Origin of the sequence: Mesorhizobium temperatum, assembly GCF_002284575.1 — a bacterium.
GTDB lineage: Bacteria > Pseudomonadota > Alphaproteobacteria > Rhizobiales > Rhizobiaceae > Mesorhizobium > Mesorhizobium temperatum.
The window spans coordinates 224,241-249,323 of the sequence record NZ_NPKJ01000060.1 but is presented as its reverse complement, the minus strand read 5'-3'; the positions used below and the strand labels follow the sequence as shown (position 1 = coordinate 249,323).

Sequence of the window (25,083 nt, the reverse complement as noted above, 5' to 3'; positions counted from 1 at the left end):
ATATTTCGGTCACCGAGTTGCTTGGAATCGACGTTCGACGGTTCTTCGAGGATTGACGGTGTCCAACGGCTGCCATTTCGATCATCCCTTGCGCCCGTTGGTATCTGGCCTCAGGGGCTGAGCCTACGCGTCCTTGAGGAGATGGCCGAGTGCGGCATCAACGTCTGTCCGGCGATCCGGTTGCACCAGCCTTCGCTCTGCGGCGGGGAAGGGCGCATTTCGTTTGATATTCCCGCGCGTTGCGCCATAGAGCTGCGGACCCTCAGGGTCGAATCGTGCCGCCGCACTATCTTTGTGTTTGAGCATCGGATTTTTCCCAAAACCGGTTTCCACTTTTGGGCTCGATGCTCTACAGCGCCGCGCGTCCTTTCGGACGCGCAAAGGACGCTGTAGCAATTTTTCTTTGCGCATGATCCTTTCTGAAAATCGATTTCGATTTTCAGGGTCATGCGCTAGACGTGACAGGCACCTTTTCCGGAATTCTGATGGCGGGAGGCGCTGGTGGAAGGCCAGGACGAACAGACGACCGGCGCCAGGGCCGCTGACGGCAGCCATGCCGACATTTATGGCGAGGACGGCGCCATTCTGTCGTCGTTCCTTGCCGCGATCGGCGCAGCTATCGCCGATCGCGACACGCTGACGCTGAAGCGTGAGGTCGACGACCTGCACCAATCGGAACTCGGCGACCTGCTTGAGGCGCTTCATCCCGAACAGCGCCGCGCACTGGTCGAATTGTTGGGCGCCGACTTCGACTTTTCCGCGCTGACCGAGGTCGACGAGGCGATCCGCCGCGACATCGTCGACAGCCTGCCCAACGCGCAGATTGCCCAGGGGGTGCAGGACCTCGATTCCGACGACGCGGTCTACATTCTCGAGGACCTCGAAAAGGAAGACCAGGACGAGATCCTGTCGCAACTGCCGTTCACCGAGCGGATCAGGCTGCGGCGCTCGCTCGACTATCCCGAAGAGACCGCCGGCCGCCGCATGCAGACGGAGTTCGTCGCGGTGCCGCCGTTCTGGACGATCGGCCAGACTATCGACTATATGCGCGAGGACAACAACCTTCCCGACCGCTTCAGCCAGATTTTCGTCATCGATCCGAGCTTCAAGCTGCTCGGCGCCATCGATCTCGACCAGATCCTGCGCACCAAGCGCTCGATCAAGGTCGAAGAGGTCATGCATGAGACCAGGCACGCCATTCCGGCCACGATGGACCAGGAAGAGGCGGCGCGCGAATTCGAACAATACGACCTTCTCTCCGCTGCCGTCGTCGACGAGAACGACCGGCTGGTCGGCGTGCTGACCATCGACGACGTGGTCGACGTCATCCAGCAGGAGGCCGAGGAAGATCTGCTGCGCATGGGCGGTGTCGGCGATGAAGAACTATCGGACAGCATTCTTTCGACCTCGCGCTCGCGCGTTCCATGGCTGCTGGTCAATCTTTTGACGGCGTTCCTGGCGGCATCGGTGATCGGCCTGTTCGATCGCACGATCGAGCACATCGTGGCGCTGGCCGTGCTGATGCCGATCGTGGCGGGCATGGGCGGCAATGCCGGGTCGCAGACCATGACAGTCACGGTGCGGGCGCTGGCGACGAAGGATCTCGATATCTACAATGCCGGCCGCATCATCCGCCGCGAGATGGGGGTGGGCTCCATCAACGGCATCATCTTTGCCATCCTGATCGGCCTCGTAGCGGCCGCCTGGTTCCGCGATCCCAATTTGGGCGGCATCATCGCCGCGGCGATGATCATCAACATGTTCGTGGCCGCGCTGGCCGGCATCCTGATCCCGCTGCTGCTCGACCGGTTCAAGATCGACCCGGCCGTGGCTTCGGCGGTTTTCGTCACGACGGTCACCGACGTCGTCGGTTTCTTTGCCTTTCTCGGCCTCGCCACATGGTGGTTCGGCGTGCGCTGAGCGACGCCCTCTCAATTGACTTTTACGTAAATGCCATGCGAGATTTTGGAGCTGCCTATCGGGCGATTCTGACAGGCGTCTGGACGATAGCGAGGCCACATGGTTGGAACGCGCAGCGTGGCCGGGCATTTGGAGTGATGATGCGGGAATATTATTCGATCACCGAACTGACCCGCGAATTCGATGTTTCGACGCGGACGCTGCGCTTCTACGAGGACGAAGGGCTGGTGCAGCCGGTACGGCGCGGCCGCACGCGGCTGTTTCGCCCGTCGGACCGGCATCTCATCCGCCAGATCATGCGCGGCAAAAGGCTCGGCTTTTCGATCAACGAAATCCGCGAAATCATCCAGATGTACAAGGAGCCGCCCGGAGAGGTCGGTCAGCTCAACCTGATGATCAGGCGCATTGAGGAAAAGCGCGAGGATCTGCGCCAGAAGCGCCGCGACCTCGAGGAGACCCTGGCCGAGCTCGACCAGGCCGAGGAATCCTGCGTCGAGCGGCTGGTGGAGCTCGGCGTCAACACCTGATCGGCATTTGATAATTCTACTGGCGCCCAGCTAGCGTGGTTTTCTGCCAGAGCGAATTCTTAAAAAGACCTTGCCGCATGCCTCAAATCCAGCGCCGCACCTTTTTCGCGTAATCCCGGTATTTCTTGCCGAATTTCGCTGCCAGAACTTTTTCCTCGCCCTCGATAGCCATCTTCTGCGTTGCGAAGGCGGCGATGATCGCCAGCGGCAGGAACCATACGATCCCCGAGATAAGGGCGACGCCGATCATCAGCAGCGTGTTGGCCAGATATATCGGGTTGCGGCTGACGGCGAAGGGGCCTGATGTGACCAGGTGATCGGGCACGGCGTTTGGGTGGAGAGTCGTCTTTGCCCGGATCATGGTGCGGATCGCCGTGAACCAGAGCGCGACGACGCCGAACAATGCCACCCAGCCGGCCGCGAACAGGATGTCGCCCAAAAGGCCGCCGATCCATGGCAGCGGATAGAGCAAGCCAAGCGCGACGCTGACGGCGATGGCCGCGACATAGATCAGCGGCGGCCACGGTATGAGCCCCGGTTTCGGCTGCCCTGGTTTCGGCTGCCCCGGTTTCAGTTGATGGTCGGTCATTGTGCTCCTCCCTCCATCAAAGTGCTGTCGGCTTTGGCAGTGCAGGCGCCGGCGAGCTCGTCGAGATGCGCCTTCCATTCCGCAGCCTGGTCGTTGCGGTAGAGCCGATCAAGCGTGGCCTCGCCCTCGAGCGTATCGAGCATGCACACACAATAGCTGGAGCAGAACTCCGTGTCGCGCGATTGCTCGCACGATGTCTGGCATTCTTTCAGGAAAGTCACCTGCCTGGTTTCGACCGGTGCCGGCATGACCTGCGAAAACAGCCAGACCGAGCCGATCAGCACCGGCTGGTGGATCAGATAGAAGGCGAGGCTGTGCCGGCCGATAAAGACCAGCGGATTTGTCCAGCGGCCGGGCGTCAGGCCCGCCAGCCGCGTCAGCACGCCGGAAGCGGAGGCGAGTTTTGCCGCCGCGATACCCACAAGCACAGCGCCGAACCATGGAAACAGCGGGACATAATCGTTGGAGCGCGGGTTGGTTGCCGAAAGGCCGACCCACCACAGCGCCGGATGGTCGAAGATCTCGGACCTGAGGTAGAGCGGCGCTGTGATGACGAAAGCTGCGACAACAAGCGTCAGCAGCGCCGGCAGCCGCAGAAACGCCAGGCCGAGCAGGCTGGCCAGCGCGATCTCGTGCAGGATACCGAAGAAGATGAAACTGTCCGGCGTGGCAAGCGTCGTGGCAGCCGATATGGCGAGCGCCGCCCCGGCGACCATGGCGAAGCGTTTCCAGAAGCCGTTCCAGCGGATCAGTTTGCCATGGGCGAGGAACAGGCTGACGCCGACCAGGAACAGGAAGCTCGAAGCGATGCAGCGCGCGTAGAATTTCCACCAGCCGAAGGCGGTCAGGCCGGGATCGGTGTAGCCAAAGAATTCGAGATCCCAGGTGAAATGGTAACTCGCCATGGCAAGCAAAGCGACGCCGCGGGCGACGTCGATGGCGATGATGCGCTTGGATCGGTCCTGAACGGTCGGCGTAGAAATGCTCATGGTCTCGCAATCTGATTCAGCACTGCAAGACGACTATCATGGTTGCCCCGGACAAAAGAAGACAGGGCAAACTCCGGCCTCGTGCCGCCGGCCGGCTGGTTCCCGAGACGGCGCATTCGCGCTGGCCGCTGGCGGAATTTGGTTTGCCGGGCGCAGCGATTCTGCCTATAGTCGCGGTCGTCGTCGGTTCCGTTTGGAGCCAAGAGGGAATGCGGTAAGGGCAAAATTCGCCCAATGCCGTGGCTGCCCCCGCAACTGTGTGCGGTAGTCCTCTCCATATGCCACTGAAGAGTTTCTTCGGGAAGGTGGGGAAGGGCGCTGATCCGCGAGCCAGGAGACCTGCCGGCGACAGGAGAACTGATTTCTATGCCCTCGGGTGGAGGGCGAAAGGACAAGACATGAATACCGCTTCCGTCTCGCTCGGCGCTTCCGTCTCCTCGCAGTCGCGCTTCGTGCAGCTGGCGCTTGCTGCATTTCTCGGCATTTTCGTCATGGGTTTTGTCGGCTTCTCGCATATCGATGCGGTCCACAATGCCGCCCACGACTATCGCCATTCGATGGCGTTTCCCTGCCACTGACGAGGGGCTGACATCATGACACTGTTTCGCAACGTCGTGTTCATCGCGGCGATCGCAGGGCTTGTGGCTGGCGTCGTTCTCGCCTGCATGCAGGCCTTTGCCACCGTGCCGCTCATCCTCAAGGCGGAAGTCTACGAACAGGCCGGCGGTGGTCACACGCATGACCATGCCGCGGCGCCCGCCGCGGCGCCAGACAGCAATGCCATGAGCAGCGCGGCGCCGATGGTGGCTGAAGCAGCCGCCGCGGAAGAGGAAGGCTGGGCGCCGGCCGACGGTTTCGAGCGCTTCGCCTTCAACGTCGTTGCGAATGTCGTCACCGGCATCGGCTTTGCGCTGATCCTGGTCGCTGCTTCGGAGTTCGCCGGCGGCATCGGCAATTGGCGTCAGGGCGTGTTCTGGGGCCTTGCCGGCTTTGCCGTGTTCACGCTGGCTCCGAATCTTGGCCTGCCGCCCGAACTTCCGGCAATGCCGGCGGCCGATCTCGCCCAGCGCCAGATCTGGTGGACGGCAACGGTGGTGGCGACTGCGGCCGGTCTCGGCCTGCTCGCCTTCCGCAAGTCGTTGCCATTGGCGGTGATTGCCGTTGCGTTGATCGTGGCGCCGCATATCGTCGGCGCGCCGCAGCCCGACAGTTTCGAATCGCCGATCCCGGAAGGCCTGCACCACCAGTTCGTGGTGGCGGTGACGCTGACCAATCTGGTGTTCTGGCTGGTGCTCGGCGCCGTCGTCGGCCTGGTGCGCGGCCGCTTGACCGGTACCGCGCCCGGCCTGCGCGACAGCTTTGCCTGATCGCGCTGCTCTCGGCGGGAGGCTGACCCTGGTCATCGGCGGTGCGCGCTCCGGCAAGAGCGCGCATGCCGAAAGATTGGTGACGGCCTGTCCGGCGCCGTGGGCCTATGTCGCCACGGCGCAAGCCTATGACGACGAGATGCGCGAACGCATCGCGCTGCATCGGTCGCGGCGCGGCGAGGGTTGGACGACCATCGACGCGCCACTCGATCTCGTCGGCGCGATCGAGGCGTTGCCTGACGGCCGGCCTGTCCTCGTCGATTGCCTGACGCTGTGGCTGACCAACCATGTGCTGGCCGAACATGACGTTGAGGCCGAATGCCGAGGGCTGGCCGATGTGCTGTCGCGACCGCGCGGGCCATGGTTCGTGGTTTCCAACGAGGTTGGCCAGGGTATCGTGCCGGACAATGCGTTGGCTCGCCGGTTTCGCGATGCCGCCGGCCGGCTCAACCAGCAGGTCGCGGCCGTGTCCGATACGGTGCTGCTGATGGTGGCGGGGCTGCCGCTCAAGGTGAAGTGAGATGACCGAAATCGACGACAGGGACGAGGAACGCCATCGCGCCAAGATGGCCAAGCGCAAGGCGGTGCAGGACGCAGAGGTCGCGGCAAAGACGGTCGAGAAGGCGCTGCTGATAGTCAACACCGGGCCCGGCAAGGGCAAGACCACTGCCGCCTTCGGGCTGGCGCTGAGGATGCTCGGCTACGGCAAGCGGGTCGGCGTCGTCCAGTTCATCAAGGGCAAATGGCACACCGGCGAGAAGGACGCCTTTGCCGCCTTCGGCGACCGGGTCGTCTGGCACACGATGGGCGAGGGTTTCACCTGGGAGACGCAGGATCTGAAGCGCGACATCGCCGCCGCCGAGGCTGCCTGGGCCAAGGCGCTCGAGTTGATGGCCGATCCATCGATCAGCCTTCTGGTGCTCGACGAGCTGAATATCGCGCTGCGCTACGACTATCTCGATCTGGACAAAGTGGTAGCGGCGCTGAAAGGGCGCCGCGAAAACCTGCATGTCGTCGTCACCGGCCGCAACGCCAAGCCGGCGCTGGTTGATGCCGCCGATCTGGTCACCGAGATGGGCGTGACCAAGCATCATTTTTCCGCCGGCGTGAAGGCGCAGCAAGGCATAGAGTTCTGAGGGGTTTTGCCATTGGATTTGCGAGGAGGGCGCCAAGCTGCTGATCTCCCCCTTGCGGAGGAGATGGCCGGCAGGCCAGCGGGGGTGCTGTCCCCGAACTCTCAAGACTTGGGTTCCTCGCCCCCGCGAAGCGGGGGAGAGGTGGCCGCGAAGCGGCCGGAGAGGGGGGCTTCGTAGAGCGCGGTTCCCCCTCTCCGTCTCGGCTTCGCCGAGCCACCTCTCCCCCGCTTCGCGGTGGGCGAGGAACCCAAGCTGGATGAGGCCGCGCTCCGTCTAGAGGAAGATCGGATTCCGCTTCGGCTTTCGCAAACCTCCACGGCTGAAGGGTTCCTATTTGTTCTTGCTTTGTGCCGGCAGTTATGCTATTAATGTAAATACGCTGCTGATTTGCGCCAGCGACCCGCCTCCGAGGCGGGTTTTTTGTTTCAGCCGATGTCGACCGGCCGCGTTGCAGGTCTGGACTGGACGTCACGCAGCGATAACAATCACCGACAGCAAGCCGAACAGCGCGATCAGCAGAACGTCGGCAACCCGGTAGAGTTTCAGCGCCTGTCGGATATCGGCACTCTCGGCATCGCGGTGGCCGCCTTCGCCCATGAACGCATCGTCGACCATGACGCCGTCATAGGAGCGCGGCCCGGCGAGCGCCAGGCCGAGCGCGCCGGCCATCGCGGCCTCAGGCCAGCCGGCGTTGGGCGAGCGGTGTTTCTTCGCGTCGCGCAGCACTGTGCGCCAGGCGTTACCGGCATCGGCGCCTTTGACGAAGAAGGCCGCCAGCACGATGAGCAGCGCCGTCAGCCGCGACGCCGGCAGGTTGATCAGATCGTCGAAGCGCGCCGCCGCCCGGCCGAAGGCCTCGTGGCGCGGCGTGCGATGGCCGATCATCGAATCGGCGGTGTTGGCGGCCTTGTAGGCGACGCCGCCGGCCAGCCCGCCGACGCCGATCCAGAAGACGGGCGCGACGACGCCGTCGGAAAAATTCTCGGCCAGGCTTTCGATCGCCGCGCGGCAGACGCCGGGTCTGTCGAGCTTTTCCGGGTCGCGGCCGACGATCCGTGCGACGGCAGCACGGCCGATGTCGAGCCCACCATTGTCGAGGCCGTCGGCCACAGCCTCGACATGTTCGGCCAGGCTCTTCTGCGACAGCAGCGACGTCGCCAGGATTGCCGTGAGGATCAATCCGGCTGGAATGCCCGAAAGCACGGTTTCAACTGCGAAAGCGATGATGGCCGGCACCAGCACGATGATCAGCAGCGCATCGATGCCGCGCCGACGACGGACGGCGTCGGAATCAGTGGCGCGGTTGAGCCTGCGGTCGAGAAAGGATATCAGCCTGCCGAACCAGGTGACGGGATGGCCGATGGCGCCAAGCAGCCAGCCCGGATAGCCGACAGCGAATTCAACAACCAGTGACAGGAAAGCGATCAGGATCGACATGAAGTCTCTTGATGGAGCGGCGGCAGTGGTGGATCACGGCGGAAGCCTTGGCCGGGCGAGGGCGCTTTTTCCGTATGCGCCGCAGCCCTTCGTCGACCTCTCGACCGGTATCAATCCGCACTCCTATCCGTTTTTCGAGCTGCCCGCCACCGCTCTGTCAAGATTGCCGGAAGCTTCGCGGGTCCGTGATCTGGCCGACGTGGCGGCAAGCGCCTATGGCGCGCCATCGGCAGCGAATGTTATGGCAGCGCCCGGCACGCAGATCCTGTTGCCGCGCGTTGCCTCGCTGGCGAGCCCCGGCAACGCGCTCGTGCTCGGACCGACCTATGCCGAACATCAGCGGGCGGCGGCGATCGCCGGCCATGCTGTGACGGAGGTCGATGATTTCGAGGTCCTAGCAGGAGCCGATCTCGCCATCATCGTCAATCCCAACAATCCGGACGGGCGTATTGTCGAACGCAAGAGGCTGCTTGGGCTTGCCGGAAAATTGCGCGCCAGAGGCGGATTGCTGGTCGTCGACGAGGCGTTCATGGATGTCGGCCCGTGCGCGGAAAGCCTGGCCGGCGATGTCAGCCAGGGTGGCATCGTTGTGTTGCGGTCCTTCGGCAAGTTCTTTGGCCTTGCCGGCCTGCGGCTTGGCTTTGCAATGGCCGACGCGTTGACGGTCGAACTGCTGCAGGCGCAGTTCGGGCCGTGGGCGGTTGCCGGACCGGCGCTCGAATATGGTATCCGCGCGCTTGCCGACAGCGGCTGGCAGGCCGAGATGCGGCGCCGTCTGGCCGAGGATGCAGCGCGGGTCGATGCGCTGTTCGGCCGCTTCGGCGTTGCTGTTGCCGGCGGCACCACGCTGTTCCGCTATATCAGGCTGGCGGACGCCGCCGGTTTGTTTTCGGTGCTTGGCGAGCGCGGCATCCTGCTCCGCCATTTCTCCGACCGGCCGCATGTGCTGCGCGCCGGGCTGCCGGGCGGGGACGAGGAATGGCAGCGACTCGAATCGGCTCTTGCCGACTGGGCGCAACAACGCGACGATGGCGCCTAAAGCGCGTCGCATTTGAACGGACTCATGCGACGCTTTAAGTTCTTGTTTTTATGCATGTCGTTATCGCAAAACCGCTGCGCACTTTTGCGCGACATGCATTAGGGAGATCAAGCAATGATCCATGTCTGTTCGCTGTCAAAGGTCGAGGAAACCGTCGCGAAGACCGGCGCCGAGCGGCTGCTTTCGCTTCTGGCTGCCGGCACCGAGGTGACGCGGCCGGCCTCGATCGCCCGGGAAAACCATCTGCATCTGGTCATGCACGACATTGCCGTGGCGCAAGAGGGCATGACCATGCCGGGCGAGGCGCATGTCCGCAACCTGCTCGATTTCGCGCGCCGATGGGATCGTGCAAGGCCGCTGGTCGTGCATTGCTATGCCGGTATCAGCCGGTCGACCGCCTCGGCCTACATCATCGCGGCGGCACTGGCACCGAAGCGCTGCGAGGTCGAATTGGCCGAGACGCTGCGTGCGCTGTCGCCGACGGCGACACCCAATCCGCGGTTGGTTGCGGTCGCCGATGCGCTGCTTGATCGCAACGGCCGCATGATCCGCGCGATCGAGGCGATCGGGCGCGGCGCCGAGGCCTTCGAGGGCACGCCTTTTGCGTTGAAGATCGACGGCTGATTCCTAGTTTTGAGGACAGTTGTTGAGCCACCAAACAACCGAGGCCCAATCGTGCTGCGATCGCTGCAGGTATTGCCGACGTCGGCGCTGCCACTCATCTGCCTGCCAGCATCTTCTCCCCGTATAGTGACGGGGAGAAGATGCTGGCAGCAACGCTGGCGCCTTTCGTCAACGCTTGAAATTGGCGAAACCGTCGATGATAGCGTCCCTCGCCCCGTTTACGGGGAGAGGATGCCGGCAGGCAGGTGAGGGGCGGCGCGGCGCTGGCGGAGAGCCTCCTAGGCCAACCAGTCGGCAAGCTTCGCCTTGTGCACATCTTTCAACAGGCAGATGAAGCCGTCGGCCTGATGGTTGGCGGTAAGCCGGCCCTTTTCGGCCGTTGCAATGCTGGCATCGCCGACCACGCCGTTCGGGTTGAGGTCGGTGGCGATCCAGGCGAAGGCGTGCGTTCCCGTATGGCGCAGCAGCGAGAATTCCTTTTCGGCGTGGGCGACGTTGGACACGAAATTGTCGGCCTTTGCCATGTCGACCAAATCCGGCCGGAAATGCAGCATCAGCGAGGTCTCGACATCACCGCCATGGATGCCCTGGCGGTCCTCAAGCTCGGTATACATGCCGGCCGGCCGGCCAAAGCGCTGCCAGCTCGTCTTCACCGCCAGCATCTTTGCCCGCACGCGCAATTCGCGGGTGATGATGCCCATGATCTCCTCGTTGCCGCCATGCGAGTTGACGACAATCAGTTTCCTTAACCCGGCCCGCGCGATAGACAGGCCAAGCTCGGTCCACGCCTCGATCAAGGTCGCCGCCGGCAGAGTGAGGGTCCCCGGCGCATGCAGGTGCTCGTTCGACTTGCCCACTGCCTGGACCGGCAGGATGCGGATGTCGAGATCGCCGGGCAGGCGAGCGATCACCGTTTCGAGCATGCCGTTCATGATCGAGGTGTCGGTCGAAACCGGCAGATGCGGCCCGTGCTGTTCGATCGCCGCCACCGGCAGAACCGCGATCGTCGCCTCCGGATCGATGGTGGCGTATTCGGTGGTCCGGTAGTCGCCCCACCACACGCGTCTTTTTGTTCCGGCCATTTTGAACCTCGAAGAGACTGAATGCGCGCCTGCGCTGCCCCTCACCCTTACCGTCTCCCCGTACAGGACGGGGAGAGGGGATCGCCAGGCGGACGAGGGGCAGCACCAGCCTTTGTCGTGTAACTTGAGATCGCTGGCCTGTCGATTCTCAGCCTTCGGCCAGCGCTCCTTGCCCTGCCGCGATGACCTCAATCTCGACCTTGAATTCCGGCTGGGCGAAACCGGACACGATCATCAGCGTCGAGGCCGGCGCCGGGCTGGTGAACAGGCGGTCGCGGACGTCCATATAGGGCCGCAGGTAGGCGCGGTCGGTGACATAGGCGTTGATGCGGATGATGTCGGAAAGTCCAAGCCCGGCCTCCCCGAGAATCGCGGCGATGTTCTGAAAACAGAGCTCGGCCTGCGCGCCGGCATCCTCCGGGATCTGATCGTCCGCAGTGATGGCGACCTGGCCCGAACACAGCACCAGCCTCTTGCCGGGCGGCACCTCGACGCCATGGCTGTAACGGGCAAAAGGCGGGTTGATCGAATTCGGCGTGAGGAATTTGAACACGACAATCTCCAGTCTGCCGCCAGCTTAAAGCCGGATTAGCAGCCCCTTCAAGATGCAGTGCATGTTATCAGGGCGATTGTGGACAGGCGTTCAAAAAATAGGCACGATGGCTCCGGTACAGCATGACCCGTCCGGCCTTCGCGCGCCACCGTTGCGCAGGCGGGCGGTCTCGGCGATGGCATGTGTCTTGCTTCTTGAATCGATGGTGTCGAGCCCGGTGCGTGGCGCGCCGGAGCCCACAGAGGGTGGTGTGAATGGACGGAAAACTTAAGATTTCGGTGGGCAGCGCGATCGTGCTGCTTGCCGTAAGCACGCTGAGCGCGGCAGCAAATGAAAAAGTCACCTTCGGCACCAACTGGCTCGCCCAGGCCGAGCACGGCGGCTACTATCAGGCGGCCGCTGATGGCACCTATGCCGCTTGCGGGCTCGACGTAACCATCATGCAAGGTGGCCCGCAGGTCAGCGGTCGGCCGCTGTTGCTCGCCGGCAAGATCGACTTCTACATGGGTGGCAACATGCTGCAGGCCTTCGACGCCGTTCAGCAGGATATTCCGCTGCGCGTGGTCGCCGCCTCTTTCCAGAAAGAGCCGCAGGTGATCATGTCCCATCCAGGTCAGGGGCTCGACAAATGGGAGGATTTGAAGAACGCGGACCAGTACATCATCGGCGACGAAGGGGCGCAGAGCTTCTTCCAATGGATGATCACGGAATTCGGCTTCGATCCGGCCAAGCGCGTGCCCTACACGTTCAACCCCGCACCTTTCATCGCCAACAAGAAGTCGATCCAGCAAGGCTATGTGACCTCGGAGCCCTATGCCGTCGCCAAGGAAGGCGGCTTCCAGCCCAATTTGTTCCTGCTCGCCGACTACGGCTTCGACACCTATGCGACGACGATCGAGACCATGCAGGCCACAATAGACAAACGGCCGGAGGTGGTTCAGTGCTTCGTAGATGGCTCGGCCAAGGGCTGGTACAATTATCTCTACGGCGACAACGCTGCCGCCAACGCGGCGATCAAAAAGGACAACCCCGACATCAGCGACGAGCAGATCGCGTTTTCGATCGAGCAGATGAAGAAATTCGGCATCGTCGATTCCGGCGACACGGAAAAACTCGGTATCGGTGCGATGACCGAGGAGCGCATCCAGAGCTTCTACGACAAGATGGTCAAGGCCAAGGTCGTGCCGGACGACATCGACATCAAGAAGTCCTACACGCTGGCCTTCGTCAACAAGGGCGTCGGGATCGAGCTGAAGAAATAGCACCCGGGCATGATGCAGGAGAAAGTGGCGCAAGCGCCGGCAAGCGCATCGGGCAAAGGTCCGATGCTGCTGGCGCTGCGTGGTGTCGGCAAGATCTTTTCCAATGGCGTGACAGCGCTCAGCGATGTCGACCTGACGATCCGGGAAGGCGATTTCCTCAGCCTTCTCGGCCCGTCCGGCTGCGGCAAGTCGACGGCCCTGCGCCTCATCGCGGGCCTTGCGACGCCGACCTCCGGCCTGCTCGACTGGCGTGGCAGCAGCTCCTTCGACCGCTCGAATATCGGCTTCGTCTTCCAGGAGCCGACGCTGCTGCCCTGGGCCGATGTCTTCGACAATGTCTGGCTGCCGCTCAGGCTGAAGGGCGTGTCGCGGGCCAAGGCTGCGCCTGTCGTGATGGAGATGCTGGCGCGGGTTCACCTGACCGGGTTCGAGAATGCCGTGCCGCGCGAGCTGTCCGGCGGCATGAAGATGCGCGTCTCGATCGCCCGCGCCATGGTGACCAAGCCGCGCGTTCTGCTCATGGACGAGCCGTTCGCGGCACTGGACGAGATCACCCGCTTCAAGCTCAACAATGATCTTCTGGAACTGTGGCAGGACGAGCGTTTTACCGTCGTCTTCGTGACCCACAGCGTCTTTGAAAGCGTTTTCCTCTCCAACCGCGTCGTCGTTATGGCAGCGCGACCGGGCCGGGTGTTCAGGGAAATCGCCATCGACGCGCCCTATCCGCGCAACGAAGCCTTCCGCACTTCGCCCGACTATGCCGCGCTCTGCCGCCAGGCGTCCGATGTGCTGATCGGCGCCATCAACTCAACCGCCGGACCCCATCATGACGGCCATTGAAGAACACGCACTGACGCTCGACCCCGAGGAGGCGCGTCGCGTGCGCCAGGAGCGGCTCGAGCGGATCGGCCGATGGCTGCTGCCGCTGGCGATCATGATCCTGGCGATCTGGCTGTGGGATCGCATCTGCGTCTGGAACGATATCCCGAAGTACATCCTGCCGCGCCCAGGTGTGGTGCTGCAAACGCTCTTCGACGATGCCGGGCTGCTGTTCTCCTCGCTGCTGGTGACGCTCAAGATCACCTTCCTCAGCCTGCTTCTGGCCGTCATCGGCGGTGTCGGGCTGGCGGTGCTGTTCGCGCAATCGAAGTGGGTGGAGATGTCGTTCTTCCCGTTTGCGATCGTGCTGCAGGTGACGCCGATCGTCGCGATCTTCCCGCTGATCAACATCTATGTCGACAACCAGACGACAAAGCTTCTGCTGTGTGCCTGGATCGTCGCCTTTTTCCCGATCCTGTCCAATACGACGCTCGGCCTCAACTCGGTCGACCGCAATCTGCGCGACATGTTCAAGCTCAATGGCGCGACCCGCTGGCAGCAATTGCGCTATCTGCGCCTGCCGGCGGCGATGCCGTATTTCCTCGGCGGGCTGAAGATCGCCGGCGGCCTGTCGCTGATCGGCGCGGTGGTGGCGGAGTTCGTCGCCGGGGCCCAGGGACAGTCGTCGGGGCTGGCCTCGCGCATCATCGAGGCCGGCTACCGGCTCAACGCACCGCGGCTGTTCGCGGCGCTGATCCTGATTTCGTTCACCGGCATTCTGATCTTCCTGGTGCTGTCGCTGATCTCGCACCTGATCCTGCGACGCTGGCACGAAAGCGCGCTGAAGCAGGAGCGGTGACGGTGCCGGAAGCCAGCAACATTCCCCAGGGCGGTTCGTATGTCCTCGCCAACGTCCGGCTTCATTTATCTCTGACGCCCGGATTTAACGCTCCTGTCGATTCCGATGGGTTTGCGCTCGCCGATATCGCCGTCGCCGACGGCAAAATCTCCAGCATTACCGCGCGCGGCCGATCCGATTCGCCGGCAGGCGCCGTCGACCTCGGCGGCCGCATCGTCATGCCGTGCTTCGTCGACTGCCACACCCATATCGACAAAGGCCATATCTGGCCTCGAAAACCCAATCCGGACGGCACCTTCATGGGCGCGCTGAACGCCACCGGCGCCGACCGCGCTGCCCGCTGGAGCGCCGAGGACGTCGCTCGCCGCATGGACTTTTCGCTGCGCTGCGCCTACGCGCACGGCACCAGGGCACTGCGCACGCATCTCGACAGCGTCGCGCCGCAGGAGGAGATCTCCTGGCCGGTGTTCGAGACGGTACGGGAGAAATGGCGTGGCCGCATCGAACTGCAGGCGGCCTGCCTGCTCGGCATCGAAGGGGTGCGCGACAAGCATTGGTTCGAAAGGCTGGCCAAGCGCGTCGCCGCGGCCAACGGCGTGCTCGGCGTCGTCACCTATATGCTGCCGGACCTGGAAGAGCTTCTCGACCAGGTGTTCGCGCAGGCGATCAAGCATGGCCTCGACCTCGATTTCCATGCCGACGAGACGGACGACGTTTCGGCGATCTCGCTGAAGAAGATCGCCGAGGCGGCCCTGTGGAACGGGTTTGAGGGAAACATCCTCGTCGGCCACTGCTGCTCGCTGGCACGCCAGCCCGATCTCGATGTGCTCGACACGTTGGACAAGGTGGCGAAGGCGGGGCTCGCCGTGGTGTCGCTGCCGATGTGCAATCTCTATCTGCAGGACCGGCGCGGCGACAAGACCACGCCGCGCTGGCGCGGCGTGACGCTGCTGCACGAGATGAAGGCGCGCGGCATTCCCGTCGCCGTCGCTTCCGATAACACCCGAGACCCGTTCTACGCCTATGGCGATCTCGACATGCTGGAGGTCTACCGCATGGCGACGCGCATCCTGCATTTCGATCACCCGGTCGGCGACTGGCCGCAAGCAGTGACTTCGACGCCGGCCAAGCTGATGCGGCTCGACGGTTTTGGCACGCTTGCGGCCGGCGGCGCCGCCGATTTCGTTGTCTTTAGGGGGCGGAACTGGACGGAATTGCTGTCGCGGCCCGAATCGGATCGCATCGTGGTGCGTGATGGCCGCACCATCGAGCGCCAATTGCCCGACTATGCCGAACTCGATGATCTGATGGTGGGATGATGGACATTTCGGCACTGAAACGCGATCTCGACGGCCTGAAGATCGACGACCATCCGGCGATCATCCAGCAGAAGAGCCGCGACTTCTACTGGTACAGCCCGGTGCTGAAGCAACAGCTCGACCATGTGACCGGCGACCTGATCGTGACGCCGAAGACGGAAGACGAGGTGATCCGGGTGCTTGCCGCGTGCCACCGGCATGGCATTCCGGTGACGCCGCGCGGCAGCGGCACCGGCAATTACGGTCAGGCGATGCCTTTGTCCGGCGGCGTGGTGCTCAACCTTGCCGAGATGAATACGATCAACACGATATCGCCCGGCCGCGTCGTGACCGGACCCGGTGCGGTTCTCGCCGACATCGACAGAGCGACGCGCGCGCATTCCGGCCAGGAGCTCCGGATGTCGCCATCGACCTACAACACGGCGAGCATAGGCGGCTTTGTCGCCGGCGGTTCGGGCGGTGTCGGCTCGATCCGCTGGGGCGGCCTGCGCGACCTCGGCAATGTCATCCGGCTGCGGACCGTGACGATGGAGGCAGAGCCTCGCATCATGGATCTTAGCGGCGAGGAGGTGCTGAAGGTGATGCACGCCTACGGCACCAACGGCATCATCACCGAGGTCGAGATGCCGCTGACCGCGGCCTACGACTGGATCGATGTCATCGTCGGCTTCGACGATTTCATGGATGCAGCCGGCTTCGGCAACGATCTCGCCATCCAGGACGGCATTCTGGCGAAGCTGATCACGCCGATCGCCGCGCCGATCCCCTACTACTATTTCAAGCGGCATCAGAAATTCTTCCGGCGCGAGCAAAGCATCGTCGTCTGCATGATCGCGCCGCATGCGATGGACGCCTTTGTCGCCCTCACGGCGCGCAGTAAAGGCGAGATCGTCTTCCGCGCCGACAAGGAGGCTGATCTCAAGGGCCTGCCGCCGGCCTATGAACTGACCTGGAACCATACGACGCTGCGCGCACTCAGAGTCGATCCCACGATCACCTATCTGCAGACCCGCTATCCCTCGCCGGATCACCTGGCTCACGTCAAGGCGATGATCGATCGCTTCGGCGACGAAGTGCCGACGCATCTCGAATTCATCCGCTTCGACGGCGCGATCGGCGTGGCCGGGCTGCCGCTGGTCCGCTTCACAACGGCGGAGCGGCTCGACGAGATCATCCGCATCCACGAGGACAATGGCTGCTGGGTCTTCAATCCACACCGCTACACGCTGGAAGAGGGCGGCATGAAGCAGACGGACGAGGTGCAGCTCGCCTTCAAGCGCGAGACCGATCCGCAAGGGTTGCTCAACCCCGGCAAGATGATCGCCTGGGAAAACCCGGATTACGACTATCGCTCGGGCAAGTCGTTCCTGTTCAAGGGATTGCAGAAGGCGGGGTGATGAAAATCCTCGTTCTCTACGCCCATCCGGTTGAGACCAGCTTCAATGCCGGTTTGCACAAGGTGATCGTCGAGCGGCTGACGGCCGCTGGTCACGCGGTCGACGACTGCGATCTCTATGCCGAGAATTTCGATCCGCGGCTGACGCGGGCCGAGCGGCTCGGTTATCACGACGAACGCGGCGCCGGTGATCCGGCAGCGCTCTATGTCGAGCGCCTGCTGCGGGCAGAGGCGCTGGTGCTGTCGTTTCCGGTGTGGAACTTCGGCTATCCGGCGATCCTGAAAGGCTTCTTCGACCGCATTTTCCTGCCCGGCGTGTCGTTCAAGCTGGTCAATGGCAAGGTGCAGCCGTCGCTGCACAACATCCGCAAGCTGGCGGCGGTCACCACCTATGGCGGCAGCCGGTTCCACGCCATGCTGATGGGCGACCCGCCGCGCAAGCTGGTCAAGCGTGTGTTGCGCGCCACGGTCAAGCCAGGTGCCTCGGTGTCCTATCTGGCACTTTATTCGATGAACCTGTCGACCGACGAAACACGCATGAGGTTCGTGGCGAAGGTCGCCGCCAGCATGGATGCCTTCTGATGCGGGTCCTGGTGGTTTACTGCCATCCTGTGCCCGAAAGCTTTTGCGCCGCGATCCGGGATAGTGCCATCGAGGTGCTGATGGCGAGAGGCTGGGAGGTGCGGTTGCTCGACCTCTATGCGGAAAATTTCGATCCGGTCATGGGCTGCGGCGAGCGACGCTCCTACAATGAGCACGCCCCGCAGGACCCGGCGCTCAAACCGCACATCGAACACCTCAAATGGGCCCAGGCAATCCTCTTCATCTATCCGACATGGTGGTATGGGCTACCGGCAATGCTGAAGGGCTGGCTCGACCGGGTCTGGGCGACCGACGTCGCCTTCCGGCTGCCGGCCGGCAAGCGACGGATTCAGTCGCTGATGAGGCATGTGACGAAGATCGGGGTGATCACGACCTGCGGCGCACCGACCTGGTGGAGCGTCGTCGTCGGCCAGCCGGGACGCAAGACAATCCTGCGCGGCATGCGGGCGCTTTGCGCTACCCGCTGCAGGACGTTCTTTCTGGCGCACTACCTGATGGACTCATCGACACCGAAGACGAGGGCGGCGTTCCTGGAAAAAGTGCGAACGAAGCTGGAGCGCTTTTGAGCTACATCCGCACCCGTTCCGCCTTCGGATCATACATCGGCTTTAGAGATGCCTCGGCGGCGAAGCGCTCGCCTGCGATTTCGATCGCGTAGGACGACGACAGCACATCCGCCTCACTCTCGGCCTGGCACGGCACGTAACCAAGCCCGACGGCGCCGCCGAGATGATGGCCGTAGTTGCCCGAGGTGATTGGGCCGACGATCTTGCCGTCGCGCAGGATCGCCTCATTGTGGAAGAGCAGGGGTTGCGGGTCCTTCAGCCGGAATTGCACCAGTCGCCGGTTGAATCCGATTTCTTTCTTCTTCAGCACGGCATCGCGGCCGAGAAAATCGCCCTTGGTGGTCTTCACCGCGAAGCCAAGGCCGGCCTCCAGCACATTGTCCTCGTCAGTAATGTCGTGGCCGAAATGCCGGAACGCCTTTTCGATGCGGCAGGAATCCAGCGTGTGTAGACCGCAGAGTTTCAATCCGACATCGGCGCCGGCCTCCGCGATCGCCTCGAACACGTGTGCTGCCTGGTCGGTCGAGACATAAAGCTCCCAGCCGAGCTCGCCGACATAGGTGACACGGTGGGCGCGGGCCAGCCCCATGCCGATTTCAATCTCCTGAAACGTCCCGAATGGGTTGGTTTTGTTGGAGAAATCGTTCGGGCTCAGCTTTTGGATCAGCTTCCTCGAATCCGGGCCCATGAGACAGAGCACGGCTTCGGCAGCGGTCACATCGGTGATCACGACGAATTCATCGACGAGGTGCTTGCGCAGCCACGCGAGATCGCGCTGCAGCGTCGCGCCGGGCACGACGAGGAAGAAGGCGGTTTCGGACAGCCGCGAGACGGTGAGATCGCTCTCGATACCGCCGCGCTGGTTGAGCATCTGAGTGTAGACGATCTTGCCCGGCGCCACGTTCATGTCGTTGGCGCAAAGCTTTTGCAGAAAGGCACAGGCATCGCGACCTTCGACGCGGATCTTGCCGAACGAGGTCATGTCGAACAGCCCGACGCCGTTGCGGACCGCCAGATGTTCGACGCGCTGGTTGTCGAACCAGTTCTGCCGCTTCCATGAATAGCGGTATTCGCGTTCCTGGCCTTCGCGGGCGAACCAGTTGGCGCGCTCCCAGCCGGCGACTTCGCCGAACACCGCGCCGCGCGTCTTCAGATGTTCATGGAGAGGGGAGCGCCTAATGTTCCGCGAGGTCGCCATCTGGCGGTACGGAAAATGGTCGGCATAGAGCAGGCCGAGCGTTTCGGAGACGCGCTCCTTCAGATAACGGCGGTTCTTCTGGAATGGCTGGGCGCGGCGGATGTCGACCTCCCACAGATCGAAGGGTGCTTCGCCGTCATAGATCCATTGCGCCAGCGCCATGCCGGCGCCGCCGGAGGAGACGATGCCGATGGAGTTATAGCCGGTTGCCATCCAGTAGCCGGAAAGCTCCGGCGCCTCGCCGAGATAATAGCGATCATCAGGGGTAAAACTCTCGGGACCGTTGAAGAAGGTGTGGATGCCGGCGCTGGCCAGCATCGGCATGCGATTGACGCCCATTTCGAGGATCGGCTCGAAATGCTCGAAATCCTCGGGTAACTGGTCGAAACAGAAATCTTCGCGGATGCCGTCCATACCCCAGGGCTTGGCCACCGGCTCGAAGGCGCCCAGCATCATCTTGCCGGCATCTTCCTTGTAGTAGGCGCATTCGTCCGGCACGCGCAGCACCGGCAGGCGGGTCAGGCCGGGGATCGGTTCGGTCACGAGATAGAAATGCTCGCAGGCATGCAGCGGGATGGTGACGCCGTTCTGGCGGCCGAGCTCGCGCGCCCACATGCCGGCGCAGTTCACGACGATATCGGCCTCGATCATGCCTTGCTCGTCGCCTTGTGCCCAGGACACGCCGGTGACGCGGCCATCCCTTGTATGGACCTTGGTGACCTTTACGTTCTCGACGATCGTCGCACCCCGCTGGCGGGCACCTTTGGCCAGCGCCATGGCGATATTGGCCGGGTCGCATTGGCCGTCGAGCGGCAGATGCACGGCGCCGACCACGTCGGAAATGTTGAGATGCGGGTACATCTCCTTGACTTCATCAGGTGAAATCTCGCGCACGTCGACATCGAACGCGCGGGCGAGAGACGCCTGCCTATAAATCTCGTGCTTGCGCTCCTCGGTCAGCGCCACGGTGATCGAACCGACCTGCCGCATGCCGGTGCCGACATCGGTCTCAGCTTCGAGCTTGACGTAGAGGTCGGCCGAATATTTCGCCAGCCGCGTCATGTTCTGCGAACCGCGCAGCTGGCCGATCAGGCCGGCGGCGTGCCATGTCGTGCCCGATGTCAGCTGCTTGCGTTCGAGCAGCACGATATCGGTCCAGCCGAGCTTGGCCAGATGGTAGGCGACCGAACAGCCGGAGACGCCGCCGCCGATGATGACGGCCCTTGCCTTTGTCGGGATGTTTTTCTGGGGCAGGGCGCTCATGCGGCCTCACGGCGATAGGTGGACGCGAAGCGGCGCAGCCGAAGGGCTGCTTCCAAAAGCACCGCCTCGGGCTGGCATAGGCTGACGCGAATATGGCCGGCGGCGGCCTCGCCGAAGCTCGAGCCGGGCATTACGCCGACCTTTTCCTTGTCGAGGAGAGCCCAGGCGAATTTCTCGTCGTCGGGCTCGAGAGCCGATACATCGAGCATGACATACATGCCGCCTTCGGAGCCGCGCACGGTGACGTTGTTCATGCCGCGCATGGCGTCGAGGACGACGGTGCGCCTTGCGGCATAGCGTTCGGCGATCTCCTTGACGCCGTAGCCGTTTTCGAGTGCCTCAGCACAAGCGAGGCTGATGAAGGCCGGCAAGCCGTAGGTCGTCACCAGATTGAGACTGGTCAACAGCGAGATCATCTCATCGGGCCCGGTCAGCCAGCCCATGCGCCAGCCGGTCATGCCGTGGCTCTTCGACATCGAATTGATGACCAGCGTGCGTTCCGCCATGCCGGGCAGCGAGCGCGGCGAGATGTGCTCGCCGCCACCTAGCGTCCAGTACACCTCGTCTGACAGCAGCCAGAGGTCATGCTCCCGGCAGATCTGCGCCAGCTCTTCCAGCCGCTGGCGCGAATAGACAGCACCCGTCGGGTTGTTCGGCGTGTTGATGAGGATGGCGCGCGTGTTCGGCCGAAGCGCGGCGCGAATGTCAGCGGCTCGCGGCTGGAAACCATCCTCGGCGGGTGTTTCGACCACCGTGAAATCGGCGCCCGCTGCACTGAACGTGTTGGGGTAGGTCGCGTAATAAGGCGCGACCACGATGGCATGATCGCCCTGGTCGAGAACCGCTTGTACCGCCGCGTAAAGTGCTGCCTGTCCGCCCGGTGTGGCGATAACCTGGTCCGGGTTGGTTGCAACGCCGGTGCAGAGGGTCGAGGCCGCCGCCATTGCCTTGCGCAGGCGCGGAATGCCGGGAAGCGGGGTGTAGTGGTGGTTGCTGGCGCGAACCGCCGTCACGCAGGCTTCGATCGTCTGCGCCGGCGTGTCGAAATCGTGGTCGCCCACCGACAGCATGATGATGTCCTCGCCGGCCTCCTTGCGTGTCCAGGCCGCGAAATGGACCTCCCAGCCATCCTTGCCGGAAGGCACGATGCCGGAAATGCGCGATGATGGTCTGGGCATTATGCTACTCCCGAAATTTCGTAGCCGGCCTGTTCGAGCCGGTCGCGTAGGACGGCGATGTGGGCTGGTCCGACTTCGCAGCAGCCGCCGACGATGTCGGCGCCGGCCTCGACCCAGCCGACCGCCTGGCCGGCATAGGCATCCGGATCAAGGTCGTGGCGGGCGTGCAGCACTTCCACGGTGCCGCCGTGCTTGAGCGCCTCGACCGAGGTGAAGCCGTTGGCATAGGCGCCGACCGGGCCGCCGAGGCCGATCAGTTCGGGCAGCGCTGCAGCAATCGCTTCGGGCCGGCAGCAATTAATCAGTCTAGCTGCGACCGGCAGGCCGTCGAGAGCGCTCGACGCCGCCGCAATGGCTTCGCCGCTGCGCAGGCGTGGCGTGCCGTGATCGGCGAGCGTCCACGACACCCATACAGGCTTGCCGCTCTCCGATGCTGCGGTGACGGCCGCGCGCGCCTCCTCGGCCGACGCCATGGTCTCGCACAGGAACAGATCGACGCCGTCAGCCTGCTCGGCAACGATGCGGCGGTAGATGTCGAGCGTATCCTGGAAGGATATCGTCAGTGCCGGTGCGTAGCTGCCGAACAGGGGAGACAGGCAGCCGGCGATCGCCGCGTCGCCGGCCTGGTCGCGAGCTTGCCTTGCCAGTTCTATGCCGCGTTTCTGCAGCGGCTTGAACAACTCTTCCGCGCCCTCCCGCGCCAGCCGCTCGGGCGTCGCGGAATAGGTGTTGATGGTGATGACACGGGCGCCGGCCCGGATGAATTCCGCGTGCAGATCGCGCACCAGGTCGGGTTCGTCGATCAGCACCCTGGCCGACCACAGCGGGGTGGGCTCGGACTTGCTGCGGCGTACCAGCTCCTGGCCCATGCCGCCGTCTGTAAGGATAACCGACCTCATGCGCGCAACCTCTCGTTCTTTGGATCCCACAGCGGTTCGTCCTTCTGCACGACCGCCTTGAAGCGCTCGCCGAAGATCTCGACCTCGACGGTGGTTCCCGGCTCAGTGAGGTCGGCGCGCAGCATGCCGAGCGCGATCGACTTGTCGATGCGATGACCCCAGCCGCCAGACGTTGTCTCGCCGACAATCCGGCCGTCATGCCACAGCGTCGACATGGAGGGGGCGTCGCAGTCGCCGGGATTTTCGACGACCAGCGTGACGAAGCGCTTCTTCACGCCCTGCTGCTTCTCGTTCTGCAACGCCGCCTTGCCGCGGAAGTCGGGCTTGTCCCATTTGACGAAGCGCTCCAGCCCACCCTGCAGGATCGAGTAGTCGGTCGAAAGATCGCCTTTCCAGGCGCGGTAGCCCTTTTCGAGCCGAAGCGAATCCAGCGCGTACATGCCGAACGGCTTCAGGCCATGCTTCTGCCCGGCCGCCCAGACGGCGTCGAAGACGGCGGCGGTGTCATCGACCTTGGTGTGGATTTCCCAGCCGAGTTCGCCGGCGAAGGACACACGCACCAGCCTTGCCCGACGACCGGCGATTGTCGTCTCCTGGTGCGTCAGCCAGGGCAGGGCAAGGTCGGCGGCGCAGACATCGGCGAGGATTTTTCGCGAATTGGGCCCGGCGAGGATCTGCGTGGAGTATTCCTCCGTCCGGTCGACCAGCTTGAACGAAGAATTCTTCGGCATGCGCCATTTCAGCCACTCGAAATCGTGCCACTGCGCCACTGCGGCGGTAATCAGCGTCATCAAGTTCTCGTCGTGGCGCACCACCGACATTTCGGTGACGATGCGGCCCTTGTCGTCGGCAAAGTAGACCAGGCCGATGCGGCCGGGTTTCGGCACCAGCCCGGTAACCTGTTGGCTCAGCCATTCGGCGGCACCCGGACCGTCGAGATTGAAGCGGGAAAAACCAGGCAGGTCCAAAATGCCGGCGGCGTCGCGCACGGCGAGGCATTCTTCGCGGACGCGATGCTGCCAGGGCCCATCGCGGCGGAAGGTCAGCGTTGCGGCTTCCGAGACGTCGTCGCCGGCTTGCGCATACCATGTGGCGCGCTCCCAGCCATTATAGGCGTCGAAGCAGGCGCCGAGCGCCTTAATACGATCATGGATCGGCGACAGTTTGCGGTCGCGCCCAGCCGGCCAGGCATGGCGCGGAAACTGAATGGCGTATTCGTTGCCGTAGATTTCCATGCCCTTGGCGACGCAGTAATCCGGGGCCGACGCAAAGCTGGTAAAGCGGCGCGGATCGCAGGACCACATGTCCCATTCCGTCTGGCCCTCCGTCACCCATTCGGCCAGCACCTTGCCGGCGCCGCCGCCCTGGGCGATGCCGAAGGTGAAGACGCAGGCCTCGAAGGCGTTCGGCACGCCGGGCATCGGGCCGATCAGCGGATTGCCGTCCGGCGCGTAAGGGATCGGGCCGTTGATGACCTTGGACAGTCCGGCGGTGCCGAGGATCGGCACGCGGGCAACGGCATCGGCCAGATAGTCCTCCAGCCGGTCGAGATCGTCGGGGAATAGCTGGAATGAAAAATCGTCTGGCATCGGGTCGTTGTGGCCGACCCAATGCGCACGGCAATTGCGCTCATAGGGGCCGAGATTCATGCCGTTCTTTTCCTGGCGCAGATAGTAGGAGGTGTCGACGTCGCGCAGCAGCGGCAGTTTCTTGCCTTGCTCCTTCGACCACGCCGCCAGTTCGGGGATTTCCTCGAACAGGATGTATTGATGGCTCATCACCATCATTGGCACGTCGCGGCCGAACATCTTGCCGACTTCGGCCGCACGGTAGCCGGCGGCATTGACGACGATCTCGCAGCGGATCTCGCCCTGCGCGGTGTCGACCACCCACTCGTCCTTCTCGCGGCGCACCCCGATGACCGGACAGAAGCGAATGATCTTCGCACCCATGTCGCGGGCGCCCTTGGCCAGCGCCTGGGTCAGCTGCGCCGGGTCGATGTCGCCGTCGCTGGGATCATAAAGCGCCCCCCTCAGCTCATGCGTTTCGATGAATGGGTAGCGGCACTTGATCTCGTCGAGCCCGACCACATCGATGTCCATGCCCTGGTAGCGGCCCATGCCCTTGGCGCGCTGGAATTCCTGCATGCGCTCGGCCGTATGGGCCAGCCTGAGCGAGCCGGTGACATGATAGTTCATGGGATAGTCGACTTCGTCGGCCAGCCCGCGATAGAGCTCCGTCGAATGGCGCTGCATGTTCATCAGCGACCATGACGAGGAGAAGGTCGGCACGTTGCCGGCTGCATGCCAGGTCGAGCCGGAGGTGAGCTCGTTCTTTTCCAGGAGCACGCAGTCGGTCCAGCCCGCCTTGGCGAGATGATAGAGCGAGGAGGCGCCGACGACACCGCCTCCGATGATCACCACACGTGCCGTGGTCGGCAAACCGGCCATGTTTTTCT

Annotated in this window: 25 protein-coding genes and 1 riboswitch; of the genes, 15 read left to right on the top strand and 10 right to left on the bottom strand. The window is 63.4% G+C overall.

The genetic code is table 11. From position 1 onward, the window contains the following. Positions 1 to 123: 123 nt before the first annotated feature. Entirely contained in the window at positions 124 to 411 is a 288-nt protein-coding gene (locus CIT26_RS36770) for a hypothetical protein (RefSeq protein WP_167391514.1), read from the bottom strand. 90 nt (positions 412 to 501) lie between these two features. Between CIT26_RS36770 and mgtE the strand changes: the two genes are divergently transcribed. Further along, on the top strand, positions 502 to 1,920 hold the full coding sequence (mgtE, locus tag CIT26_RS22695) for a magnesium transporter (RefSeq protein ID WP_095494624.1): 1,419 nt from the start codon (positions 502 to 504) through the stop codon (positions 1,918 to 1,920). A 140-nt stretch (positions 1,921 to 2,060) separates the two neighbouring features. Then, complete coding sequence (locus CIT26_RS22690) at positions 2,061 to 2,447, top strand: MerR family transcriptional regulator (RefSeq protein WP_095494799.1); 387 nt, start codon at positions 2,061 to 2,063, stop codon at positions 2,445 to 2,447. 82 nt (positions 2,448 to 2,529) lie between these two features. Here the strand turns inward: CIT26_RS22690 and CIT26_RS22685 are convergent, their stop codons facing one another. Continuing rightward, positions 2,530 to 3,036 carry a methyltransferase family protein gene (locus tag CIT26_RS22685; RefSeq protein WP_095494623.1) on the bottom strand — a complete coding sequence of 169 codons (507 nt, stop codon included), beginning with the start codon at positions 3,034 to 3,036 and terminating at the stop codon, positions 2,530 to 2,532. Further along, entirely contained in the window at positions 3,033 to 4,025 is a 993-nt protein-coding gene (locus CIT26_RS22680) for an acetyltransferase domain-containing protein (protein ID WP_095494622.1), read from the bottom strand. Before CIT26_RS22680 ends, CIT26_RS22685 begins: the two co-directional genes overlap by 4 nt. A 167-nt stretch (positions 4,026 to 4,192) precedes the next feature. After that, positions 4,193 to 4,386: riboswitch (cobalamin riboswitch) on the top strand. Between the two features lie 37 nt (positions 4,387 to 4,423). Here CIT26_RS22680 and CIT26_RS22675 point away from each other — a divergent pair. Genes CIT26_RS22675 through cobO form a run of 4 tightly spaced genes read left to right on the top strand, consistent with a single transcriptional unit; the run spans position 4,424 to position 6,528 of the window. Then, complete coding sequence (locus tag CIT26_RS22675; RefSeq protein WP_095494621.1) at positions 4,424 to 4,603, top strand: CbtB domain-containing protein; 180 nt, start codon at positions 4,424 to 4,426, stop codon at positions 4,601 to 4,603. Positions 4,604 to 4,618: 15 nt separating this feature from the next. Further along, positions 4,619 to 5,392, top strand: coding sequence for a CbtA family protein (locus tag CIT26_RS22670; protein ID WP_095494620.1), 774 nt, complete (start codon positions 4,619 to 4,621; stop codon positions 5,390 to 5,392). Further along, complete coding sequence (gene cobU / locus CIT26_RS22665; RefSeq protein WP_095494619.1) at positions 5,385 to 5,912, top strand: bifunctional adenosylcobinamide kinase/adenosylcobinamide-phosphate guanylyltransferase; 528 nt, start codon at positions 5,385 to 5,387, stop codon at positions 5,910 to 5,912. The genes CIT26_RS22670 and cobU overlap by 8 nt, the downstream gene beginning before the upstream one ends. 1 nt (position 5,913) lies before the next feature. Beyond that, a complete protein-coding gene (gene cobO / locus CIT26_RS22660) occupies positions 5,914 to 6,528 on the top strand; it encodes a cob(I)yrinic acid a,c-diamide adenosyltransferase (RefSeq protein WP_095494618.1) in 615 nt (204 codons plus the stop codon). Between the two features lie 468 nt (positions 6,529 to 6,996). On the opposite strand, the gene cbiB is transcribed toward cobO, so the two are convergent. Beyond that, positions 6,997 to 7,965 carry an adenosylcobinamide-phosphate synthase CbiB gene (cbiB, locus tag CIT26_RS22655; protein ID WP_095494617.1) on the bottom strand — a complete coding sequence of 323 codons (969 nt, stop codon included), beginning with the start codon at positions 7,963 to 7,965 and terminating at the stop codon, positions 6,997 to 6,999. On the opposite strand from cbiB, the gene cobD reads away from it, so the two are divergent. Both cobD and CIT26_RS22645 read left to right on the top strand, forming a co-directional pair. After that, positions 7,964 to 9,004, top strand: coding sequence for a threonine-phosphate decarboxylase CobD (cobD, locus tag CIT26_RS22650; protein ID WP_095494616.1), 1,041 nt, complete (start codon positions 7,964 to 7,966; stop codon positions 9,002 to 9,004). The two genes, cbiB and cobD, sit on opposite strands and share 2 nt — an antisense overlap. A gap of 114 nt (positions 9,005 to 9,118) precedes the next feature. Beyond that, complete coding sequence (locus tag CIT26_RS22645) at positions 9,119 to 9,628, top strand: tyrosine phosphatase family protein (RefSeq protein WP_095494615.1); 510 nt, start codon at positions 9,119 to 9,121, stop codon at positions 9,626 to 9,628. Positions 9,629 to 9,906: 278 nt separating this feature from the next. Here CIT26_RS22645 and CIT26_RS22640 read toward each other — a convergent pair whose 3' ends face one another. Both CIT26_RS22640 and CIT26_RS22635 read right to left on the bottom strand, forming a co-directional pair. Continuing rightward, on the bottom strand, positions 9,907 to 10,710 hold the full coding sequence (locus tag CIT26_RS22640; RefSeq protein WP_095494614.1) for a creatininase family protein: 804 nt from the start codon (positions 10,708 to 10,710) through the stop codon (positions 9,907 to 9,909). A 148-nt stretch (positions 10,711 to 10,858) separates the two neighbouring features. Next, positions 10,859 to 11,263 (bottom strand): RidA family protein, encoded by a 405-nt coding sequence (locus CIT26_RS22635; RefSeq protein WP_095494613.1) that lies wholly within the window; start codon positions 11,261 to 11,263, stop codon positions 10,859 to 10,861. 254 nt (positions 11,264 to 11,517) lie between these two features. On the opposite strand from CIT26_RS22635, the gene CIT26_RS22630 reads away from it, so the two are divergent. The 7 genes from CIT26_RS22630 to CIT26_RS22600 are packed head-to-tail and all read left to right on the top strand — an operon-like array spanning position 11,518 to position 18,087. Then, on the top strand, positions 11,518 to 12,525 hold the full coding sequence (locus CIT26_RS22630) for an ABC transporter substrate-binding protein (RefSeq protein ID WP_095494612.1): 1,008 nt from the start codon (positions 11,518 to 11,520) through the stop codon (positions 12,523 to 12,525). Between the two features lie 9 nt (positions 12,526 to 12,534). Then, entirely contained in the window at positions 12,535 to 13,365 is an 831-nt protein-coding gene (locus CIT26_RS22625) for an ABC transporter ATP-binding protein (RefSeq protein WP_095494611.1), read from the top strand. Next, positions 13,352 to 14,203 (top strand): ABC transporter permease, encoded by an 852-nt coding sequence (locus CIT26_RS22620; protein ID WP_095494610.1) that lies wholly within the window; start codon positions 13,352 to 13,354, stop codon positions 14,201 to 14,203. The genes CIT26_RS22625 and CIT26_RS22620 overlap by 14 nt, the downstream gene beginning before the upstream one ends. 2 nt (positions 14,204 to 14,205) lie before the next feature. Next, positions 14,206 to 15,522, top strand: coding sequence for a cytosine deaminase (locus CIT26_RS22615; protein ID WP_245319523.1), 1,317 nt, complete (start codon positions 14,206 to 14,208; stop codon positions 15,520 to 15,522). Then, entirely contained in the window at positions 15,519 to 16,919 is a 1,401-nt protein-coding gene (locus CIT26_RS22610) for an FAD-binding oxidoreductase (protein ID WP_425350369.1), read from the top strand. The genes CIT26_RS22615 and CIT26_RS22610 overlap by 4 nt, the downstream gene beginning before the upstream one ends. Then, positions 16,919 to 17,500: an NAD(P)H-dependent oxidoreductase gene (locus CIT26_RS22605; protein ID WP_167391513.1), complete on the top strand. Its 582-nt coding sequence runs from the start codon at positions 16,919 to 16,921 to the stop codon at positions 17,498 to 17,500. The genes CIT26_RS22610 and CIT26_RS22605 overlap by 1 nt, the downstream gene beginning before the upstream one ends. Further along, positions 17,500 to 18,087 carry an NAD(P)H-dependent oxidoreductase gene (locus tag CIT26_RS22600; protein WP_095494607.1) on the top strand — a complete coding sequence of 196 codons (588 nt, stop codon included), beginning with the start codon at positions 17,500 to 17,502 and terminating at the stop codon, positions 18,085 to 18,087. Before CIT26_RS22605 ends, CIT26_RS22600 begins: the two co-directional genes overlap by 1 nt. A 1-nt stretch (position 18,088) precedes the next feature. On the opposite strand, the gene CIT26_RS22595 is transcribed toward CIT26_RS22600, so the two are convergent. The 4 genes from CIT26_RS22595 to CIT26_RS22580 are packed head-to-tail and all read right to left on the bottom strand — an operon-like array spanning position 18,089 to position 25,075. Beyond that, positions 18,089 to 20,548: a GcvT family protein gene (locus tag CIT26_RS22595; protein WP_167391512.1), complete on the bottom strand. Its 2,460-nt coding sequence runs from the start codon at positions 20,546 to 20,548 to the stop codon at positions 18,089 to 18,091. After that, positions 20,545 to 21,726: a pyridoxal phosphate-dependent aminotransferase gene (locus tag CIT26_RS22590; protein WP_095494606.1), complete on the bottom strand. Its 1,182-nt coding sequence runs from the start codon at positions 21,724 to 21,726 to the stop codon at positions 20,545 to 20,547. Before CIT26_RS22590 ends, CIT26_RS22595 begins: the two co-directional genes overlap by 4 nt. Beyond that, entirely contained in the window at positions 21,726 to 22,625 is a 900-nt protein-coding gene (locus CIT26_RS22585; RefSeq protein WP_095494605.1) for a homocysteine S-methyltransferase family protein, read from the bottom strand. The genes CIT26_RS22590 and CIT26_RS22585 overlap by 1 nt, the downstream gene beginning before the upstream one ends. Beyond that, positions 22,622 to 25,075 carry a GcvT family protein gene (locus CIT26_RS22580; RefSeq protein WP_095494604.1) on the bottom strand — a complete coding sequence of 818 codons (2,454 nt, stop codon included), beginning with the start codon at positions 25,073 to 25,075 and terminating at the stop codon, positions 22,622 to 22,624. The genes CIT26_RS22585 and CIT26_RS22580 overlap by 4 nt, the downstream gene beginning before the upstream one ends. Positions 25,076 to 25,083 lie beyond the last annotated feature (8 nt).